At 67.9% G+C, this 19,192-nt stretch carries 18 protein-coding genes; 10 read left to right on the top strand and 8 right to left on the bottom strand.

The window, feature by feature from the left end; genetic code table 11:
• Window positions 1-61 precede the first annotated feature (61 nt).
• Together AUL30_RS09185 and rocF are read right to left on the bottom strand one after the other, a co-directional pair.
• Window positions 62-1,105, bottom strand: coding sequence for an ornithine cyclodeaminase (locus AUL30_RS09185; protein ID WP_062227738.1), 1,044 nt, complete (start codon window positions 1,103-1,105; stop codon window positions 62-64).
• The gene (rocF, locus tag AUL30_RS09180; protein ID WP_083507794.1) at window positions 1,102-2,031 is read right to left on the bottom strand and encodes an arginase; all 930 of its coding nucleotides are present in this window, start codon (window positions 2,029-2,031) and stop codon (window positions 1,102-1,104) included. The genes AUL30_RS09185 and rocF overlap by 4 nt, the downstream gene beginning before the upstream one ends.
• 329 nt (window positions 2,032-2,360) lie before the next feature.
• Between rocF and AUL30_RS09175 the strand changes: the two genes are divergently transcribed.
• The 3 genes from AUL30_RS09175 (at window position 2,361) to AUL30_RS09165 (ending at window position 5,369) form a co-directional block, all read left to right on the top strand.
• On the top strand, window positions 2,361-3,305 hold the full coding sequence (locus AUL30_RS09175; RefSeq protein ID WP_062227562.1) for a GAF domain-containing protein: 945 nt from the start codon (window positions 2,361-2,363) through the stop codon (window positions 3,303-3,305).
• A gap of 142 nt (window positions 3,306-3,447) precedes the next feature.
• Window positions 3,448-4,965, top strand: coding sequence for an aldehyde dehydrogenase (gene adh, locus AUL30_RS09170; protein ID WP_062227561.1), 1,518 nt, complete (start codon window positions 3,448-3,450; stop codon window positions 4,963-4,965).
• A 62-nt stretch (window positions 4,966-5,027) separates the two neighbouring features.
• Window positions 5,028-5,369 (top strand): DUF779 domain-containing protein, encoded by a 342-nt coding sequence (locus AUL30_RS09165; RefSeq protein ID WP_062227560.1) that lies wholly within the window; start codon window positions 5,028-5,030, stop codon window positions 5,367-5,369.
• Window positions 5,370-5,399: 30 nt separating this feature from the next.
• On the opposite strand, the gene AUL30_RS09160 is transcribed toward AUL30_RS09165, so the two are convergent.
• The gene (locus AUL30_RS09160; RefSeq protein WP_062227559.1) at window positions 5,400-6,473 is read right to left on the bottom strand and encodes a siderophore-interacting protein; all 1,074 of its coding nucleotides are present in this window, start codon (window positions 6,471-6,473) and stop codon (window positions 5,400-5,402) included.
• A 126-nt stretch (window positions 6,474-6,599) separates the two neighbouring features.
• On the opposite strand from AUL30_RS09160, the gene AUL30_RS09155 reads away from it, so the two are divergent.
• Genes AUL30_RS09155 through AUL30_RS09145 form a run of 3 tightly spaced genes read left to right on the top strand, consistent with a single transcriptional unit; the run spans window position 6,600 to window position 9,843 of the window.
• Window positions 6,600-8,087, top strand: a complete 1,488-nt coding sequence (locus AUL30_RS09155) for an ABC transporter substrate-binding protein (RefSeq protein WP_062227558.1) — start codon at window positions 6,600-6,602, stop codon at window positions 8,085-8,087.
• 5 nt (window positions 8,088-8,092) lie between these two features.
• Window positions 8,093-9,019: an ABC transporter permease gene (locus tag AUL30_RS09150; RefSeq protein ID WP_157070049.1), complete on the top strand. Its 927-nt coding sequence runs from the start codon at window positions 8,093-8,095 to the stop codon at window positions 9,017-9,019.
• Entirely contained in the window at window positions 9,016-9,843 is an 828-nt protein-coding gene (locus AUL30_RS09145) for an ABC transporter permease (RefSeq protein ID WP_062227556.1), read from the top strand. Before AUL30_RS09150 ends, AUL30_RS09145 begins: the two co-directional genes overlap by 4 nt.
• A gap of 4 nt (window positions 9,844-9,847) precedes the next feature.
• Here the strand turns inward: AUL30_RS09145 and AUL30_RS09140 are convergent, their stop codons facing one another.
• On the bottom strand, window positions 9,848-11,176 hold the full coding sequence (locus AUL30_RS09140) for an NAD(P)H-dependent oxidoreductase (protein WP_062227555.1): 1,329 nt from the start codon (window positions 11,174-11,176) through the stop codon (window positions 9,848-9,850).
• A gap of 96 nt (window positions 11,177-11,272) precedes the next feature.
• A complete protein-coding gene (locus AUL30_RS09135; RefSeq protein WP_062227554.1) occupies window positions 11,273-11,824 on the bottom strand; it encodes a sugar transferase in 552 nt (183 codons plus the stop codon).
• An 86-nt stretch (window positions 11,825-11,910) separates the two neighbouring features.
• On the opposite strand from AUL30_RS09135, the gene AUL30_RS09130 reads away from it, so the two are divergent.
• The 4 genes from AUL30_RS09130 (at window position 11,911) to AUL30_RS09120 (ending at window position 16,111) form a co-directional block, all read left to right on the top strand.
• Entirely contained in the window at window positions 11,911-12,861 is a 951-nt protein-coding gene (locus AUL30_RS09130) for an NAD-dependent epimerase/dehydratase family protein (RefSeq protein WP_062227553.1), read from the top strand.
• The gene (locus tag AUL30_RS19705; protein WP_157070014.1) at window positions 12,858-13,022 is read left to right on the top strand and encodes a hypothetical protein; all 165 of its coding nucleotides are present in this window, start codon (window positions 12,858-12,860) and stop codon (window positions 13,020-13,022) included. Before AUL30_RS09130 ends, AUL30_RS19705 begins: the two co-directional genes overlap by 4 nt.
• Window positions 13,023-13,140: 118 nt before the next feature.
• Window positions 13,141-14,421 carry a 5-aminolevulinate synthase gene (hemA, locus tag AUL30_RS09125; protein WP_407638274.1) on the top strand — a complete coding sequence of 427 codons (1,281 nt, stop codon included), beginning with the start codon at window positions 13,141-13,143 and terminating at the stop codon, window positions 14,419-14,421.
• A gap of 49 nt (window positions 14,422-14,470) precedes the next feature.
• Window positions 14,471-16,111: a Na+/H+ antiporter gene (locus AUL30_RS09120; protein ID WP_062227552.1), complete on the top strand. Its 1,641-nt coding sequence runs from the start codon at window positions 14,471-14,473 to the stop codon at window positions 16,109-16,111.
• 7 nt (window positions 16,112-16,118) lie between these two features.
• On the opposite strand, the gene AUL30_RS09115 is transcribed toward AUL30_RS09120, so the two are convergent.
• The 3 genes from AUL30_RS09115 to mscL all read right to left on the bottom strand — a co-directional run bounded on the left by AUL30_RS09115 (window position 16,119) and on the right by mscL (window position 19,070).
• Window positions 16,119-17,285 carry an AbrB family transcriptional regulator gene (locus tag AUL30_RS09115; RefSeq protein WP_244490767.1) on the bottom strand — a complete coding sequence of 389 codons (1,167 nt, stop codon included), beginning with the start codon at window positions 17,283-17,285 and terminating at the stop codon, window positions 16,119-16,121.
• Window positions 17,282-18,451 carry a pyridoxal phosphate-dependent aminotransferase gene (locus AUL30_RS09110; RefSeq protein WP_062227551.1) on the bottom strand — a complete coding sequence of 390 codons (1,170 nt, stop codon included), beginning with the start codon at window positions 18,449-18,451 and terminating at the stop codon, window positions 17,282-17,284. Before AUL30_RS09110 ends, AUL30_RS09115 begins: the two co-directional genes overlap by 4 nt.
• A gap of 142 nt (window positions 18,452-18,593) precedes the next feature.
• Window positions 18,594-19,070: a large conductance mechanosensitive channel protein MscL gene (gene mscL, locus AUL30_RS09105; protein WP_062227550.1), complete on the bottom strand. Its 477-nt coding sequence runs from the start codon at window positions 19,068-19,070 to the stop codon at window positions 18,594-18,596.
• Between the last annotated feature and the right edge of the window lie 122 nt (window positions 19,071-19,192).

Here is a 19,192-nt window from a genome sequence, read left to right as displayed (position 1 = left end):
ATCGGGCCGCGACGCTCCTCCAGCATCGCGGCCCGATTCGGTCTGTCCCTGAAACGGCGTGTCAGGCCGCGGCGCGCAGCAGCATGCCGAACAGGTCTCGCGGCTCGTCCGGATCGGCCAGAAGGTCGAGGTCCTCGTAGAACTGCGTTCCGTGAAGCCGGTCCCGCACGAAGCGCAATGCGGAGAAGTCTTCCGTTGCAAATCCCACGCTGTCGAACAGCGTGATCTCTGCCGGATCGGCGCGCCCGGCGTCCAAGCCGGCGATGACGCGCCAGAGTTCGCGGACAGGGTAGTCGGCCGGCAGCTGCTGGATCTCGCCCTCGATCCGCGTCTGCGGCGGATACTCGACGAAGATCTGCGCGCGGCGCAGAATGTCGGCGTGCAGTTCCGTCTTGCCCGGGCAATCCCCGCCGACCGCATTGATGTGGACGCCGGCGCCGACCATGTTGTCGGTCAGGATGGTGGCATATTGCTTGTCGGCCGTCACGGTCGTGACGATATCGGCGCCTTCCACCGCATCCTCCGCACTTGCGGCAACATGGATATCGAAGCCGAGGCCTTTCAGATTGCGCACGCACTTCTCACTCGCCGTCCGGTCGATATCGTAGAGCCGGAGCCGGTCGATGCCCATCAGCGCCTTGAAAGCCAGCGCCTGGAACTCGGCCTGTGCGCCATTACCAATGATCGCCATGCAACGCGCGCCCTTGGCCGCCAGGTGCCTGCCTGCCACGGCGGAGGTCGCCGCCGTGCGCAGTGCCGTCAGGATCGTCATTTCGGTCAGCAGCAGCGGATAGCCGTTGGACACATCGGCCAGGACACCAAAGGCGGTGACGGTCTGACGGCCGTCCCGGGTGTTGCGCGGATGGCCGTTCACATATTTGAAGCCGTAGGCCACGCCGTCGCTCGTCGGCATCAGCTCGATAACGCCCTCCGCGCTGTGCGAGGCGACGCGCGGCGTCTTGTCGAAGGATTCCCAGCGGCGGAAATCGTCTTCCACATAGGCGGCAAGGCCCGTCAGAAACGCCTCCACCCCGATGGAGAGGACGAGCTTCATCATATTGTCGACGCTGACGAAGGGGACGATGTTGAGGTTCGGCTGCATCAGAAGCTCCGGGTGGGACGGTCGAGGATGCGGCGGCCCAGAAGGCTCGCTGCAAGATCGACCATGAGGATCGCGGTGCGCCCGCGCTCGTCGAGGAAAGGGTTCAGTTCCACGAGGTCCAGGCTGACGACGCGGCCGCTGTCGTGCAGCATCTCCATCGCCAGATGCGCCTCGCGGAAGGTGGCGCCGCCGGGCACCGTCGTGCCGACGGCCGGCGCGATGCCGGGGTCGAGAAAATCCACGTCCAGGCTGACGTGCAGGAGCCCGTCGGCGGCGGCGACCCTGTCGAGAAAGCCCTTGAGCAGGGCGGCCATGCCGCACTCGTCCAGCGCGCGCATGTCATAGGCCTCGACGCCCGCATCGGCCAGCGCCGCGCGCTCGGCAGGGTCTACGCTGCGCAGGCCGATCATGCAGACATTGGCCGGCGGGATGGCCGGCCCCTGCGCCGGCAGCGCATCGCCGAAGCCGGGGCGCCCGGTCGCATAGGCCATCGGCACGCCGTGCAGATTGCCGCTCGCCGTCGTCTCCAGCGTATGGAAATCGGGGTGCGCATCCAGCCACAAGACGAAGAGCGGCCGGTCCTCGCGCGCGGCATGGCGGCTCAGGCCGGCGATGGTGCCGGCCGAAAGGCTGTGATCCCCGCCCATGAAGATCGGGAAGCCACGGCCCGCCGCCCCTTCCGCCGCATCGGCGATGGCCGCGTTCCAGGCGCGGATTTCGCCCAGATGGTGGATGGCGTCGTTGGCGTGGGCAACGGGGTCCACGGCGCCGATCCGCACGTCACCCAGATCCTCGACCTCATAGCCGAGCCCCGACAGCGCCGCCGGCATGCCCGCGGTGCGATAGGCGCTCGGGCCCATCTCGCAGCCCAGCCGCCCGGCCCCGTCCTGCACCGGAATTCCCAGAATGACGCAACGTTCGCGTTTCAATGATGCCCCCGGCCTGCTCGTAAAGACCGGAGCTTAGCGGCTCGCACTGCGCGGATTGAAGGGCATGAACGCGCATTTCAGATGGCTGAACCATGCGCTTTGTAAGGTATAATCGATCATTCTGTATCCCGACGCGCGCCGGCTCTGACGGCGCAGCGGCTGCCGCGGCGCAGCATAGGTCGGCATGGACGGGAGGGTTTGGGCAGACTAAGTTCGGGCCAACGTGTGGCAAAGGGCCGCCGGAGCGTCGGTACGGGAGGAGCGCGCCGACACCCTGAGAATTCCCCTTTGCCGCCGGCAGCGATCGGGAGGATGGCTTGCAGGCAGAAATGAACCAGCATGTCGCCGTGGTGGAAAATGCCCTGGCACGGGGCGGTGCCGCGCGCTCGGCGCTCGTCGCCTCCTGGCAGCGTTCCATGAACCTCCATCGCCTGCGCCCGGAAGCCCGGACCCCGCCGCACCGCCTCGGCGCCTGGGAACTGGCCCGCATTCGCGAACCGCTGGAACCCTTGATCGATGTCGCGCAGGATACGCTGGACAGGCTTTACATGGCGGTCGGCGGCATTGGCTGCTGCGTCCTCCTGGCCGATCCGCAGGGCATCCCCGTCGAGCGCCGCGGCGCGCCGGCGGACGATCGGACCTTCGAGGATTGGGGCCTGTGGACAGGCACGGTCTGGAGCGAAGAGGCGGAGGGCACCAACGGCATCGGCACCTGCCTGGCCGAGGAACGCGCCGTCACGATCCACCGCGATCAGCACTTCCTGACGCGCAACACGCTTCTGAGCTGCACCACGGCGCCGATCTTCGACCATGAAGGACGCCTGGCCGCCGCCATTGACGTATCGTCCTGCCGGTGGGACCTGACGGCGGAGTTCGCCCAGTTGATCGCCCTGTCGGTGGGCGAGGCTGCGCGGCGGATCGAGACGGACCACTTCCGCGCCGTCTTCGCGCAGCATCGCATCCTCGTCACGCCGGCCTCGGACAAGGGTCCGGGCGGGCTCATCGCCGTGGACGGCGACGACATGGTGGTGGGCGCGACACGCGGCGCGCGCCTGGCGCGGGACATGTCGGCGCTCGGCGAAGGGCGGCCGCTGCCGGCATCGCTGGCGCTCGGCCAGGCCGAGGAGGGCTTCGACGCGGCCGAGCGCGCCATGCTGCTGCGGGCCCTCGCCCGCCATGGCGGGCAGGTTTCGGCTACGGCGCGCAGCCTCGGCGTCAGCCGCGCGACGCTGCATCGCAAGCTGAACCGGCATGGCATACGGCGCGGCGCCTGACGCCGCCTTTGCGGGCGAAGCTGTCGCAGCTTTGCGACAGTGTGCACCGCAGCTTTGCCGGACCCGGCATGACAGGGCCGCATTGGACGGCCACATTCGGTGCCTTGCCGCCTGACGGCAGGCAGTCTTCGGGAGGAAGAACATGAACAAGATCGAATTCTACCGCACCCACAAATCCCCTTACGCCGAGTCCTACGGCAACTTCATCGGCGGCAAGTTCGTCGAGCCGAAATCGGGCCAGTATTTCGACAACACCTCGCCGATCAACGGGCAGGTCCTCTGCCGGGTGGCGCGCTCCAATGCGGCCGACGTGGAAGCCGCGCTCGATGCCGCCCATGCCGCCAAGGATGCCTGGGGCCGCACCAGCCCGGCCGAGCGCGCTTTGCTCCTGAACCGCATCGCCGACCGTATGGAGGAGAAGCTCGAACTCCTGGCCCGCGCCGAAACCTGGGACAACGGCAAGCCGATCCGCGAGACGACCGCAGCCGACCTTCCGCTCGCCATCGATCACTTCCGCTACTTTGCCGGCGCCATCCGCGCGCAGGAAGGCGGGCTGTCCGAGATCGATCACGACACGGTGGCCTACCATTTCCACGAGCCGCTCGGCGTGGTTGGGCAGATCATCCCCTGGAACTTCCCGCTGCTCATGGCCTGCTGGAAGCTCGCCCCCGCGCTCGCCGCCGGCAATTGCGTCGTGTTGAAGCCGGCCGAACAGACCCCGGCCTCGATCATGCTGTGGATCGAGACGGTCGCCGATCTTCTACCGCCAGGCGTCCTCAACATCGTCAACGGCTTCGGCCTGGAAGCCGGCAAGCCGCTCGCCTCTTCGCCGCGCATCGCCAAGATCGCCTTCACGGGCGAAACGACGACCGGCCGGCTGATCATGCAATATGCCAGCCAGAATTTGATCCCCGTCACGCTCGAGCTCGGCGGCAAGTCGCCCAACATCTTCCACAAGGACGTGACGGCCGAAGACGACGATTTCTTCGACAAGGCGATCGAAGGCTTCGTCATGTTCGCCCTGAACCAGGGCGAGGTCTGCACCTGCCCCAGCCGCGCCTTGATCCACGAATCCATCTATGACCAGTTCATGGAGCGCGCCATCAAGCGCGTCGAGGCGATCGTGCAGGGTGACCCGCTCGATCCTGCAACCATGATCGGCGCGCAGGCATCCAGCGAACAGCTCGAAAAGATCCTGTCCTACCTCGACATCGGCCGCCAGGAAGGGGCTCAGGTCTTGACGGGCGGCGGCCGCGCCGAGCTGGCGGGCGATCTGTCGGCCGGCTACTATGTGAAGCCGACCGTCTTCAAGGGTCACAACAAGATGCGGATCTTTCAGGAGGAGATCTTCGGCCCCGTCGTATCGGTCACCACCTTCAAGGACGAGGACGAGGCGCTGTCCATCGCCAACGACACGCTCTACGGCCTGGGCGCCGGCGTATGGAGCCGCGACGGCAACCGCGCCTACCGCTTCGGACGCGCCATCCAGGCCGGCCGCGTCTGGACGAACTGCTACCACGCCTATCCGGCTCATGCGGCCTTCGGTGGCTACAAGCAGTCGGGCATCGGCCGTGAAAACCACAAGATGATGCTCGATCACTACCAGCAGACCAAGAACCTTCTGGTCAGCTACAGCCCGAAGAAACTCGGATTCTTCTGATAACAGGCGGCCCGGCAGGTACGCAGCCTGCTGGGCCGCTCCCTTTTGAAGGAAGGCACTCCATGAACAAGGTCACCGCAACGCCAGACGCGCTGGCGCTTCTTCAGGAGATCATGGCGGATCATGGCCCCGTCCTCTTCCACCAGTCCGGTGGCTGCTGCGACGGCTCCTCCCCCATGTGCTACCCGCAGGGCGACTTCATCGTCGGGGATCATGATGTCCAGCTAGGAGAGATCGGCGGCGCGCCCTTCTATATCAGTGCATCGCAATTCGAGGCCTGGAAGCATACGGACCTGACCATCGACGTCGTGCCCGGGCGGGGCGGCATGTTTTCGCTCGACAATGGGCGCGAACGGCGCTTCCTGACGCGCTCGACCCTTTGCGCCGTGCCCGGGGCGGCCTGAGCGGGGCGGCCTGAGCGGGGCGGCCTTCGATCAGGCGCCACCTTCCATCTGCCCGCGCCGCCAATAGGCCATGGCCAGATGCTGCTGGCGCTTGAGCCCGCGCCGCTTGCGAAACTCGGCCCGCAGCGCCGTATAGGCCGTAAATTCCGTGCCGCTGAAGGCAAAGACGCTGGCGCCCGCCGGCGGGCCGTTGAGTGCGGCCACCGCCTCGCACAGGCGCGTGCAAAGGCCCGCCGGAACGCCCCGGCGATACAGCCAACGCACCCTTATGCCGGCCGGTCCCGGCAGGGCGATTTCGTCGGCTTCGTCCTCCACCTCGATCAGCGCATGGCCCTGCGTGGCGGCCGGCAGGGTCTCCAGTGCGCGGGCGATGGCCGGCAACGCCGTTTCGTCGCCCGCCAGAATGACCCAGTCGGCCGGCGGCACCTCGCCCCCGCCCGGGCCCATCATGCCGATCGGCGCGCCAAATTCGCTTGTCGCCGCCCAGCGCATCATGCGCCCGGCCGGCTCGTGCATGACCACATCGATCGCCACGCGCCCCTTTTCCGGCTGGACATGGCGCAGCGTATAGGTCCGCAGGTCCAGGCGGTCGGGCCCCTCCGGCCAGACCGGCAGGGCCCCCGGCCCCGCATGCGGCCAGATGGGCGCCCTTCCCTGCGGCGGCAGGAGCAGGCGGACATGCCATCCGCCGCGGCTGAAGCGCGTCAGGTCGCTCCCCTCCAGCCAGATGCGGCAAAGGCGCGGTGCAACCCACTCGCGCCCCGCCAGCACCATCGGCCGCAAATGCGGCAGGACGGGCGAACCCGCGCCATCGCCCGTCCAGACGACGGAGGCCCGGTCCGTCCCGGGCCAGTTCTGGGCCTGATAGGCAATCAGACCTTTCAGAATGCCAAGATCGCCCGCATCCGCCGACGTCACCGTGACGGACACCCGCCCGCGCTCCAAGTGGAACTCAGCACTCGCCAGTCCCATGATCATGCGTCCCGCCGCGCGGTCGAACCCGTCCGGATAGGCTCTGGCCAGATGGCGTAGAAAGCCTGCGCCATCGCCGATGGCGATGCCGGTGGTCGCGCGCAGAGGGGACCCATCACTTAACTTGTCCATGCCGCTCCACTATTGCGGCGCGGCATATGAGGTCAAGCCGTGCCCTTGCAGCGCCGGTGGATTGGACAAGCGGCAGCGTTTGTGGTGGATGCACCGATCAGGTGACATGACGAATGTGGGGTTTCGATGCGGCGGCTGACGGCCATTCTGGCATTCGCGCTGGCGGCGTTCCTGGGGAATGCTCACGCAGCACCGCGCAGCGATGTCGTGATCGGAATGAGCATCGAGCCGGCCGGGCTCGATCCGACCGTGGCAGCGCCGGTTTCGATCGGACAGGTCGTCTGGCAAAATCTCTTCCAGGGGCTCGTGCGCATTGCTGAGGATGGGTCCGTGCGGCCGCAACTGGCGAGCGACTGGACCATCTCTCCCGACGGGCTCACCTACCGCTTCACGCTGCGCCAGGGCGTGACGTTCCACAATGGCGCGGCCTTCTCCTCCGCCACGGCGCGCTTTGCGCTGGAGCGCGCCCGGGGCGCGGATTCGGCCAACCCGCAAAAGCGCTTCTTCGAAACGATCGAGCGTATCGAGACACCCGATGCCGCGACGCTGGTACTGCACCTGACGCGCCCGACCGGCAATCTCCTTTACTGGCTGGGATGGCCCGCCGCCGTCATGGTGGAGGAAGGCTCCGCCGCCACCAACCGCACGCAGCCTGTCGGCACCGGCCCGTTCCGCTTCGGCGGATGGACGGCCGGTGACAGCGTGCGGCTCGTGCGCTTCGATGGCTATTGGGATGCGGCGTCCCGGCCGGCGCTCGACAGCGCCACTTTCCGCTTCATCAACGATGCGCAGGCGCAGATGGCGGCGCTCCAGTCCGGGCAGGTCGATGCCTTTCCGGAATTCGCCGCCCCCGAACTCTTCGGCAGGCTGGAGGGGGATGCCGGCTTTACGACCGTCGTCGGCAATACGGAACTGAAGGTCGTCGCGGGCATCAATGCCCGGCGCGCCCCCTTCAACGACCCGCGCGTGCGGCGCGCGCTCATGATGGCGGTGGATCGGCATGCGCTCGTCGCCGGTGCCTGGTCCGGCTACGGCACGCCCATCGGCAGCCACTACACACCGAACGATCCGGGCTTCGTCGATCTGACCGGGACCATACCCTACGATCCGGCCGGCGCCCGCGCGCTCCTGGCGCAGGCCGGTCTTGCCGACGGCTTCGAGGCCACGATCAAGACGCCGCAAATGCCCTATGCCACCCGTTCCGCAGAGATCCTGCAGGCCTTCCTGGCCGAGATCGGCGTGCGCCTGACGATCGAGCCGACGGAGTTTCCGGCCGCCTGGGTTGACCAGGTCTTCACCCGGCACGATTTCGACCTGACCATCGTCGCCCATGCCGAGCCCATGGACATCGATATCTACGCCCGGCCGAATTATTATTTCGGTTACGCCGACGCAAATTTCGACAGCCTGATCGAACAGGCCGAAACTGCCACCGATCCGCAAGCCCGCGCAGCCTTTTACGCGGAAGCGCAACGCAAGCTTGCCGGGGACGTGCCGGCGCTCTTCCTTTTCGTCATGCCCAAGCTCGGGGTCTGGCGGGCCGGGCTGGACGGTTTCTGGCACGACGAGCCGATCCCCTCCAACGACCTGACAAATGTGCGCTGGGTGGAATGATCGGCATCTGGGCCCTGGCTGCCCGGCGCCTCATCGGCCTGGCGCTGACGCTTCTGGCGGTGTCCTTCCTCGTCTTCGCGCTGACATCCGTCCTGCCGGGCGACCAGGCCGCCATCATGCTCGGCACCTCTGCCACGCCTGAAACGCTGGCGGCGCTGCGGGCCGAGCTGGGGCTCGACCAGCCCATGCTCTGGCGCTACGCCGCCTGGGCGGGCAAGGCCGTCACGGGGGATCTCGGAACCTCCGCCACCTATGGCATTCCGGCGTCCCGGCTCATCCTCGAGCGCCTGGCGGTCACGGGGCCGCTGGCGGCCCTCGCGCTGGCGCTGGCGCTGTGCCTCGCCCTGCCGCTCGCCATGCGGGGCGCCCGCGGGGACCGCGGTGCGGAGCTTGCTGGCACGCTGGTGGCGCAAACGGGCATCGCCCTGCCGAACTTTTTCATCGGGCTCATCCTGATCCTCGCCTTCGGCGGCATCCTGCCGGTGGGCGGCTTTGCAGGGTGGTCCGCGATCGGGCCGGCGATCCTGTCGCTGATCCTTCCGGCCGTGGCGCTCGCCCTGCCGCAGGCGGCGGTGCTTCTGCGCCAGGCGCGCGCCGCCCTGAAGGTGGCATGGCACGCCGATTTCGTGCGGACGGCGCGCGCGAAGGGCCTAAGCGAGCCGGCCATCATGCGCCGGCATGTCCTGCGCCATGCAGCCGGGCCGATCCTCGCCTTGATCGGGCTGCAGCTATCCTATCTCGTTGCGGGCGCCGTCCTGGTGGAGAATGTCTTCGTGCTGCCGGGCCTCGGCCGCCTCGCCGTCCAGGCGCTGCAACAGCGCGACATCGTCGTCCTGCAGGCCTGCGTCCTGTTTTTCGTCGTGCTGGTCATCCTCGTCAATGCGCTGATCGACCTCGTCATCCTGGCCTTGGATCCGAGGCAGCGCGCATGAGCCGGCTGACCATCGGCGCTGTGCTTCTTGGCCTTATTAGTGCGGCTGCCCTCCTGTCCCTCGTCTGGACGCCCGCAACCGCACCCCTTGCGCTCGACATCGCCAACCGGCTGTCGGCCCCCGGGCCGGGGCATGTGTTCGGAACCGATCAGCTCGGCCGCGATACGGCGTCTCTCGTCATGCTCGGCGCCGCCAACGCGCTCGTCATCGCGGTGCCGGCCATGCTGATCGCCATGCTCATCGGCTCGGCGGCCGGCATCTGGTCGGGCGTGCGGGGCGGCTCCGGCGCGGCGCTCGCCATGCGGGCGCTGGAGATCCTCTTCGCCTTCCCGCCCGTCCTGTCGGCCATGCTTCTGGCGCTGACGCTGGGGCCCGGCCGGACGAGCGCCATCCTGGCCATCGGGCTCTTCGCCGCGCCTGTCTTTGCCCGGGTGAGCGCGGCGGAGGCGCGGCGCATCATGGCAAGCGAACATGTGCTGGCCGCCCGCGCGCTCGGCGCCGGCCCGGGCCGCATCCTGCGGGCGCATGTCCTGCCCGCCCTCGGCGGGCTGATCGCCGTCCAGGCCTCCATCCAGTTCGGGCTCGCCATACTGACGGAGGCCGGGCTCGGCTATCTCGGGCTCGGGACGCCCCCGCCCTCGCCGAGCTGGGGGCGCATGCTGGCCGATTCGCAGACCTATTTGCAAAGCGCGCCCTGGCTGGCGCTCACGCCGGGCATGGCCATCGCCATATGCGTGCTCGGCGCAGGCCTTTTGGGTGACGGGCTGGCGGCGCGGCTGGATCCGCGCCGCGCCCGCACCCGTACCCGTACCCGCAGGGGCTGACGGTTCAGGCGCCCGGCAGGAAGACCGTATCGGCGGCATCGAGCGCGCGGCGGATGCGCGTCACGTTGAGGCTCTCGTCCGGGGCGCAATTGTCATAGGTCAGAAGCTCGCCCGCCCGGATGGGTCGCGTCACGCGGGAATGCTCCGCAAGGCCCAGCGGCAGCGCGCGGCGGGCTCGCCCGTCGGCCCAGGTCAGCGCGTAGCCGCGATAGTCTTCCATGCCGATGCGCGCCAGGATCTGCCCGGCGGCCAGATCGCGCTTGGCGAGCGCACCGCATTCGGCGACCGGCCGATCCAGAGGGACCATGTCCGGCCGCCCGTACATGACGGCCCGCACGGCCGACAGGGGCGTCTCCAGGCTGGTCAGGTGGAAGGGCCGGGTCAGCGTGAAGCAGGGGCCGGGCCCGACTTTCAGATCGGCCATGCGTTCGATGGCCCGCTCGTGCCGGGGCTTGACCACGCAGAACACGCCGGGCGCCACGCCCTTGCCGATCGTGTAGTCCACGCGCCCGGCGGCCGACAGGATGCCGCCATCCTCCCGCGTGCAGAGGATCTGCGCCAGGTTGTCGAGCGTCGCGGCGGGGCCGTGCATGCCCGGCACATCGGGCAGAAGGCCCGTGCAATTGGCGATGGCCGTCATCTCGACCATCGTCTTGGAGCCGTCCACGAACTCCACCAGAATGCGCGCATTCATGTTGCGGGCACGCGCTTCCTCTTCGAAGTCGGCGGGCACGGCGTTGAAGTCGAGCGCGTTGTTCTTGCCCTTGCCGGCCGCCACGATATCCATGCCGAGCGCCTGCGCCAGGGCGATGAGCTCCAGCGTGGCGGCCGGCTCGTCGCCCGCCGAACCCGTATAGACCACGCCCGCCTTGCGCGCCTCTGCCGCAAGGTGCCGGCCGACGGTGATGTCGGCCTCCACGTTGAGCATCACGATATGCTTGCCGTTGCGGATGGATTCCAGCGCCAGGAGCGTGCCGATCTCCGGGCTGCCCGTCGCATCCACCACCACGTCGATCCGGCCGGCGCGCGTCAGGGCCGTCAGATCGTCGGTGATGGCGATGCGCCCCGCCTCGATCGCCTGGTCGATCCCCGCATCCGTCGTCACGATCGACCCGGTATCGGCACTGTGCCCGGCCATGGCGATGGCTTCGAGCGGGCGGATGGGTCGGCTCGCCGCAATGGCGCCGATCCGCACGCCCGGCATCAGGGCGGCCTGGACGACGATGTCCGTGCCCATCTGGCCCGCGCCGGCCAGGCCGATGGTCACGGGGCCATGCCGCTGCGCATGTGCGGCAAGCTCCGCGGCAAATCCGATTGCGTCGATGCGTGTCATTCAGGCGCCTTCATCTGCGGATGGCCGCTCGCTCGGGTGCCATCGTCGTTTCCGTTCTGTCTATCGCGAATCGCTTGGCGGCGCGACCTCACGGTGTCACCGCACGCGGTCACCGCGGCCTTGCCCCGTCATCGTGGCGAGGATGAGTTGCACATCGCCAAGGAAGGTGGCGCGGCGGGCATAGGCCCCGTCGATTTGCGCCAGGCGCTCGGGCTCGGACATGTCCACGCCTTGCACCTGCGCCGGCCCGGTAATTCCCGGGCGGACGGCAAAGACGCCGCGCTGGCGCCGCGCCTCGATGAGCTGCGTCTGGACCGGCAGGCAGGGCCGCGGGCCGACAAGGCTCATGTCGCCGCGCAGGACGTTCCAGAGCTGCGGCAGTTCGTCCAGCTTCCAGCGGCGCAGGAAGGCGCCGAGCCGGGTCACGGCCGCACGCGGCGTTTCGTGCGATGCGGCCGAGACGGTTCCCGCCACCATGGTGCGCAGCTTGTAGCAGGTGAAGACCCGCTCGCCGCGCCCGACACGCGGCTGGCGCAGAATTCCCGGCCCCGGCGTGTCGAGCCGGACGGCCAATGCCAGGATGGCGATGAGCCATCCGCTCAAGATGAGACCAAAAAGGCTCGCCGCGATGTCAAAAACACGTTTCATGCGCCAAGCGATTGCCGCAAAGCCCCATATTGGGCAAGGAGTAAAAGCAGTTCCAAGTTGCAACCGGAGACATCGCGGTTCCGCACATGCGCATACTCGTCACGGGTTCCACGGGCTTTGTCGGACGCCGGCTCGTCGAACGACTGGCCGATGAAGGGCACGACGTCCTCATCCTCCTGCGTGAGGATGGGGTTGCACCCGATTCGCGTGCGGAAATCCTTCATGCGCCGCACGATCTGGCGCGTCTTCGCTACCAGGAGGATTGGCCGGAAGGGCTGGACATCGTCATCCATCTGGCCGCGCTCAATCCCGAACGGGGCGATGCAGCCATGGACGATGCCGTTGCACTCAAGCGCGCCAATGCCGAGGGAACGGCCGCCGTGGCGCGCGTGGCCGCGCGCATGGGGGCGCGGCGCTTCGTCTTTGCCAGCACGGCCAATGTCCATGCCATGAACGGCGACAAGCCGATCATCGAGGATGACCGCCCGCAGCCCATGGACCCCTACGCCGCCTCCAAGCTGGAGGCGGAGCGGCGCCTGCGCGCCGAGCTGGAGGAAACGGGGACGGACTTCACCATCCTGCGCCTGCCTGCCATCTACGGTCCGGGCGGACGCGGCGCCATCGCCAAGCTGGAACGGCTGGCCGCCACCCGCCTGCCCCTGCCGCTGCGCAGCGCCCACAACCGCCGCAGCGTCCTGGCTGTGGACAATGCGGTGGAGGCCATGATCGAGGTCATGGACCATCCCATGGCCGCCGGGCGCACCTTCCTTCTGGCCGACAGCGAGCCCGTCACCATGGCCGAACTCGTGGCCGGCATGCGCGCGGCGCGCGGACGCAAGCCGGGCCTCGTCCCGCTGCCGGTGCCGCTCCTGCGCTTCCTGGCCCGGATCACCGGCCGCAAGGACATGGCCGACAGGCTCTTCGCCGCCTTCGTGGTGGATACGTCGAAGATCCGGCTGCGCACGGGCTGGCGGCCGCGCCTGACCACGCAGGAGGCGCTTGCCCTGTACGGACGGCAGGAGGACACAGAGGCATGAGTGCGCATACACCGGTCGATCCGGCCAAGATCGAACGCCAGAAACGGCTGGAGGAAACGCTGCGGGAGAACCTGAAGCGCCGCAAGCTCCAGGCGAAAGCCCGCAAGACGGGGTCCGCCCCTGCCGATCCGGATGATGCGCCGGAGCCGGACGCGGACTGATTCGTCTGCCGCAGGGCGTGATTCGCCCGCGCGATGCGGAATGTGATCATCGCATTGATTCAAAGCATGGACTTGCGCGTGGCCTGATTTTAGAAACCCTCTCACGAAGGAGTTTCGGATGATCGACTATCAGAGCCACTTCAAGTCCGCGATCGAAGCCCTGCACGCCGAAAAGCGCTACCGGGTCTTTGCCGATCTGGAGCGCATCGCGGGCGAGTTCCCGAGCGCCATCTGGCGCCATGACGGGCAGGCCGAACGCATCACCGTCTGGTGCTCGAACGACTATCTGGGAATGGGCCAGAACGAGAAAGTGGTCGATGCGCTGACGGCAGCCGGCCGCAGCATGGGCACGGGCGCGGGCGGCACGCGCAACATTTCCGGCACGAACCATCCGCTGGTCGAGCTGGAGCGCGAACTGGCGGACCTGCACGGCAAGGAGGCCGCGCTGGTCTTCACCTCCGGCTTCGTGTCGAACGAGGCGTCCATCTCCACCATCGCGCGGCTGCTGCCCGATTGCCTGATCCTGTCGGACGAGCTGAACCACGCCTCGATGATCGAGGGCGTGCGCAAGGCGGGCGGCAAGAAGCAGATCTTCCGGCACAATGACGTGGCGCATCTGGAGGAGCTTCTGGCCGCCGCGGAGCCGAACCGCGCCAAGCTGATCGTCTTCGAGAGCGTCTACTCGATGGATGGCGATGTCGCGCCCATCGCGCAGATCTGCGCCCTGGCAGAGCGCTACAACGCCATGACCTATATCGATGAGGTCCATGCCGTGGGCATGTACGGCGCGCGCGGCGGCGGCATCAGCGAGCGGGACGGCGTGGCCCACCGGCTCGACGTCATCGAGGGGACGCTCGCCAAGGCCTTCGGCGTCCTGGGCGGTTACATCGCCGGATCGCGCGACGTGATCGACGCCGTCCGCTCCTATGCGCCGGGCTTCATCTTCACCACGGCCCTGCCGCCTGCCCTTGCGGCTGCGGCCACGGCGTCGATCCGCCATTTGAAGGCGTCGGGGCTGGAGCGCGAAGGCCAGCAGCGGCAGGCGGCGCGCACCAAGCAAGTCCTGTCGAGCGCCGACCTGCCCGTCATGCCCTCCGATACGCATATCGTCCCGATCCTGGTGGGCGATGCGGAGCTGTGCAAACAGGCGAGCGACCGGCTTCTGACGCGGCACGGCATCTATATCCAGCCGATCAACTACCCGACGGTTCCGCGCGGGACCGAACGCTTACGCGTCACGCCCACACCCCTGCACGGCGATGTGCTGATCGACACGCTGCGCGATGCGCTGGTCGAAACCTTCCAGGCGGTCGGCATCCCCTTCGCCACCGAACGGCGCAATCTTCCGCAAGCGCCGGCGCAGGCAACCCCGCTCTTGGTGTCGAAGGCCGGCGGTTAAGTTTCACGGTCCTCAAGGCTTCCGGCGGCGTTCAGGTGGCGGACAGGGCATGGATTCGATAACGACGGCGCTGGTCCTGCTTCTGGCCGTGGTGGTCAGCGGCCCGCTGACGCGGGCGTCGCCCCTGCCCGTTCCCCTGCCTTTGGTGCAAATCGGCATCGGCGTCGGCATCGCCATGAGCGCCGACCTCAGTGTCGTGCTGCAGCCCGAAGTGTTCTTTCTCCTGTTCCTGCCGCCGCTGCTCTTCCTGGATGGCTGGCGCATCTCAAAGGAAGGCCTGTTCCGCGATGGCGCGACGATCCTGGCGCTGGCGCTGGGCCTCGTCGTCTTCACGGTTCTGGGCGTCGGGCTGTTCATCCACTGGTTGATCCCGGCCATGCCGCTCGCGGTCGCCTTCGCGCTGGCCGCCATCCTGTCGCCGACCGATCCGATCGCCGTCTCGGCTATCGCCAACCGTGTGCCCATTCCCAAGCGCCTGATGCACATTCTGGAGGGTGAATCCCTCCTCAACGATGCATCCGGCCTGGTCTGCATGCGCTTTGCGGTGGCGGCCGCGCTCACCGGCAGCTTTTCCCTGATGGATGCCATCGGCACCTTCGCCTGGCTGGCCGCCGGAGGCATCGCCATCGGCGTCCTTGTCGCCATGGCGGTCATCTACACCAAGAACTACGTCTCGCGCCGCTATGGTGAGGAAACCGGCTCCCAGATCCTGATCAGTCTGCTCATCCCCTTCGCGGCCTATCTGGCGGCCGAGCATCTGGAGAGTTCGGGCATCCTGGCGGCAGTGGCTGCCGGCATCGCCATGAGCTTTGCCGAACAGCGCGGCCAGACGGCCGCACAGACCCGCATCCGCCGCGCCTCCTTCTGGGACACGGTGCAGTTCAGCGCCAATGGCGTCGTCTTCGTGCTCCTGGGCGAACAGCTTCCGCGCATTGCCGACGGTGCCGCCCGGGCCGTGCGGGAAACGGGGCATCTGGAGCCGATCTGGCTTCTCGTCTACATCGTCGCCATCAACGCGGCGCTGATCGGGCTGCGCTTTCTGTGGACTTTCCTGTCGCTGCGCTTCACCCTGTTGCGGGCCGCGCGCCGGGGTGTCACGGTCCATGCGCCGAGCCGCCGCCTGGTGGCGGCCACGGCCCTGGCGGGGGTGCGCGGCGCCATCACCCTGGCGGGCATCCTGACGCTGCCGCTGACCATGATGGACGGCACCCCTTTTCCCGCGCGCGATCTCGCCATCTTCCTGGCGGCGGGCACGATCATCGTATCGCTGCTGATCGCCAGCTTCGGCCTGCCAGCGCTTCTGAAAGGGCTGAAACTTCCCCCGGAGCCCACCCATGCGGCCGAGGAAGACCATGCCCGCAACCTGGCCGCCAGGGCCGCCATCCATGCGATCGAGGCCTTCCAGCACGATCTGGGCAAAGGCCGCGCGGATGCCGATCTGTATGCCGAGGCGGCCGCCCGGGTCATGGAACTCTACCGCCTGCGCCTCGACCATGCATCGCAGACGGGCGAAGCGGCGGACCGCGTGCGGCGGGCCGACGATATCGAGAAGGCCCTGCGGCTGGCCGGCATCCAGGCTGAGCGAGACGTCTATTTCAGGCTGTCACGCGAGCGGCGGCTCGATCAGGATACGTCCCGCAAGCTGGTGCGGGAGATCGACCTTCACGAGACGCGCCTTCTCGGCTCCTGACGGGGCATCAGCCGCGATGCCCGCCGCCCTGCCCATCCTCGTCCTGGCCGCTCGCCTCCGTATCGCGGGCGGCGGCGGGCAAGGCGCCCTCGGCCCGGGCGGCGTCGGAAAGGGTCGACGGCCGGCGCGGCAGGCGCCGCGCCAGGAACGGCACCAGCAGCGCAATGCCGACGAAACGCACCACGTGATGGGCGGCCACATAGGCCGGATCGATGTCGAACTGGTAGGCGAGCACCGTCAACGCCTCCAGCGCGCCGGGCGCATAGGCCAGCGACACGCGGCCGATATCGAGCCCCAGCGCCCAGATGGCGACAATGCCCGACAGGGCAGACACCGAAATGCCGATGGCGAAGGCGCCGACGGAGGCCGGTAGAAGCTGCGGCAGGACGGACCGGTCTTCCCGGCGCAGGCGCGAACCGATCAGCGCCCCGATGGAGATGAGCGCCGGCACGGCCACGACATCGGGAACGCCGGCCGAGACGATATTGGCCCCGTGCAGGACGGCGCTGCCGATCAGCGCGCCGAGGATCAGGCCGCCGGGAACCCGGCTGAGCACGCCCAGCCAGGACAGGACGGCACAGACGGCAATCATCAACGGGTAATCGAAGGGCCCGCCGGGTGCCGCGCCGCGCCCCTCCGCCACCACGTCACCGCCCTCCAGCCAGCCGAGCAGCGGCACCAGGCAGGCGATCAGGAAGAACAGGCGGACCGTCTGCAGCACGGTGATGCGTGTCATGTCCGCGCGGGTTTCCGACGCCGCCGCCAGCACGAAGGACAGAGCCCCCGGCAGGGAGGAAAACAGCGCCGTCTCGCGGTCCCATTTGAAGACGCGTTCCAGGAAGAACATCGTCGCCAGGCAGACGAAGACGACGCCGATCATCTGGATGGCGAAGGACAGGGGCCAGATGGCGAGTTGCCCGATCACGGCCGGCGTCACGCCCGAGCCCGCCTGGACCCCCAGGATGAAGAAGGTCAGATCCCGCAACCGGTTGGGCATGACCACCTGGAAACCGGCCAGGACAGCCGCGAGCGTCGCCAGCATGGACCCCAGGAGCCAGCCGGCGGGCAGGCCCGCCGCATGCGCCACGGCGCCGCCGAGCGCTCCGATGATAAGCGTGATGAGAAAGCGGACCGGCCTCGGCAGCCGGTCGGTCTTGTGGCTGAAACCCGTCACGCCGCCTGCTGCACCCAACGGGCAATGCGAGAGGCCGCCTCCTCCACCTCGTCCAGCCGGCGGTGGTAGCAGGCGCGCAAATGGCCGGGTGCGCCCGGGCCGAAGGCGGCCCCCGGCGCCAGGCCCACATTGGCCTCGTCCACGATGCGGATGGCGGTGGCGCGCGCATCCGGGTGCCCGTCAATGGCAAAGAAGGCATAGAAGGCGCCAGCCGGCGGGATCATCGACACGCGATTGGTCGCCAGCAGCGTTTCGCAGAAGATCTCCCGCGCCTTGCCGGCCCGCGCGATCTGCTCGGTCACGAAGGTCTCGCCCTCCGTCAGCGCGGCGACGGCGCCGCGCTGAATAAAGGTCGCCACGCCGGAGTTGGAGTACTGGATCAGGTTCTCGATCACGTCGCCGAATTCGGCCGGCGCCTCGATCCAGCCGATGCGCCAGCCGGTCATCGCCCAGTTCTTGGAAAAGGAATTGACGAAGATCACCGGGTCGCCCGGATGCATCACGTCATGGAAGGACGGCGCCCGCCCGCCTTCGTAGTGGAAGCGGGAATAGATCTCGTCGGCGATGATGAATGTGTGCGTCTCGCGGGCGATCTGGAGAATCGCGCGCAGGGTTTCCAGATCGGCCGTCCAGCCCGTCGGATTGTTGGGCGAGTTCACGAAGATGGCCCGGCAATGCGGCGTGACCTTGGCCCGCAGCGCCTCGATGTCGAGCGTCCAGCCGGCATCGGTCGGCTGCAGCAACACTTCCACCGCACGCGCATGCGACAGGTTGGCGGCGGCGGCGAAATTCGGCCAGAGCGGGCCGACATGGACGAGTTCGTCGCCCTCTCCGCCCAGCATGGCAATGGCCGTCTGGATGGCATGCATGCCCGAACCGGTCACGAAGAAGCGCTCCGGCCCTTCCGGGTAATCGTAGAGCGCCTGCGTGTAGCGCGCGAGCGCCTCCCGCAGCTCGGGAATGCCGCGTTGCCAGGTGTAGAAGGTTTCGCCGGCCTCCAGGCTGCGACGGGCCGCATCGGTGATGAAGGACGGGGTCGGCATGTCCCCCTCTCCCACCCAGAGCGGCAGGAGGCCGGGCCGGCCCCGCGCATAATTGATGAGTGAGACGATCCCGCTCTCCGGCGCGGCGAGCGCGCCCTTCCGCAGGCGTGACAGATGGGTCATGACACGTCGATCCCGTAGCCGATGAGGCCTATCCGACAGGCCCGGTCGCGGTGCGGGATTGCGCTATTGTGGGCCCGTCGTCAAGGCCGGAGGGGGGCCGCGGCGCTTGCCGCGGCACCCGTCATGCGCCGGTATGAGGGCTTTAGAAATCGGTTCCGGGAATGCGGCCCGACCCCGGCGTCGCGCCCGGGCGGTTGGGATTGCCGGCCGCCAGGATGTCGCGGATTTCTTCCAGGAGCTTTTCGTCACGCGGGACTTCGGCCACCTCGGCGGGCTTGGCCTCTTCCTTGCGCTTCAGGCGGTTCATGCCCTTGACCACCATGAACAGCACGAAGGCCACGATCATGAAGTTGATGAGCAGCGTCAGGAACGCGCCATAGGCAAGCACCGGGCCCTGCTCGCGCGCCTGGGCAAGGCCGGCTGCCGTCACATTGCTGCTGAGCGGGATGAACAGGTTGGAGAAGTCGACCCCGCCCCCGGTGATCAGGCCGACGATGGGCATGATGACGTCGGCGACGATGGAATTGACCAGCCCCGAAAAGGCCGCACCAATGATAATACCAATGGCCAGGTCCACCATATTGCCCTTGAGGGCAAATTCCCGGAACTCCTTGAGCATTGACTATCCCCTCTCGATCATCGGGCTGCGGACACGGCCCCGTGATGCACGACAATGTTCAAGCCTTCCGGCAGATGCAACTTCAAATTGAACGGAGGCGGAAAGCGATGCCGCTTTGCCAC

The organism is Aureimonas frigidaquae, assembly GCF_001463905.1.
In the GTDB taxonomy this organism is placed as follows: domain Bacteria; phylum Pseudomonadota; class Alphaproteobacteria; order Rhizobiales; family Rhizobiaceae; genus Aureimonas; species Aureimonas frigidaquae.
Note: the sequence above shows the minus strand (reverse complement) of the source record. Positions and strands in the feature narration are given on the sequence as shown.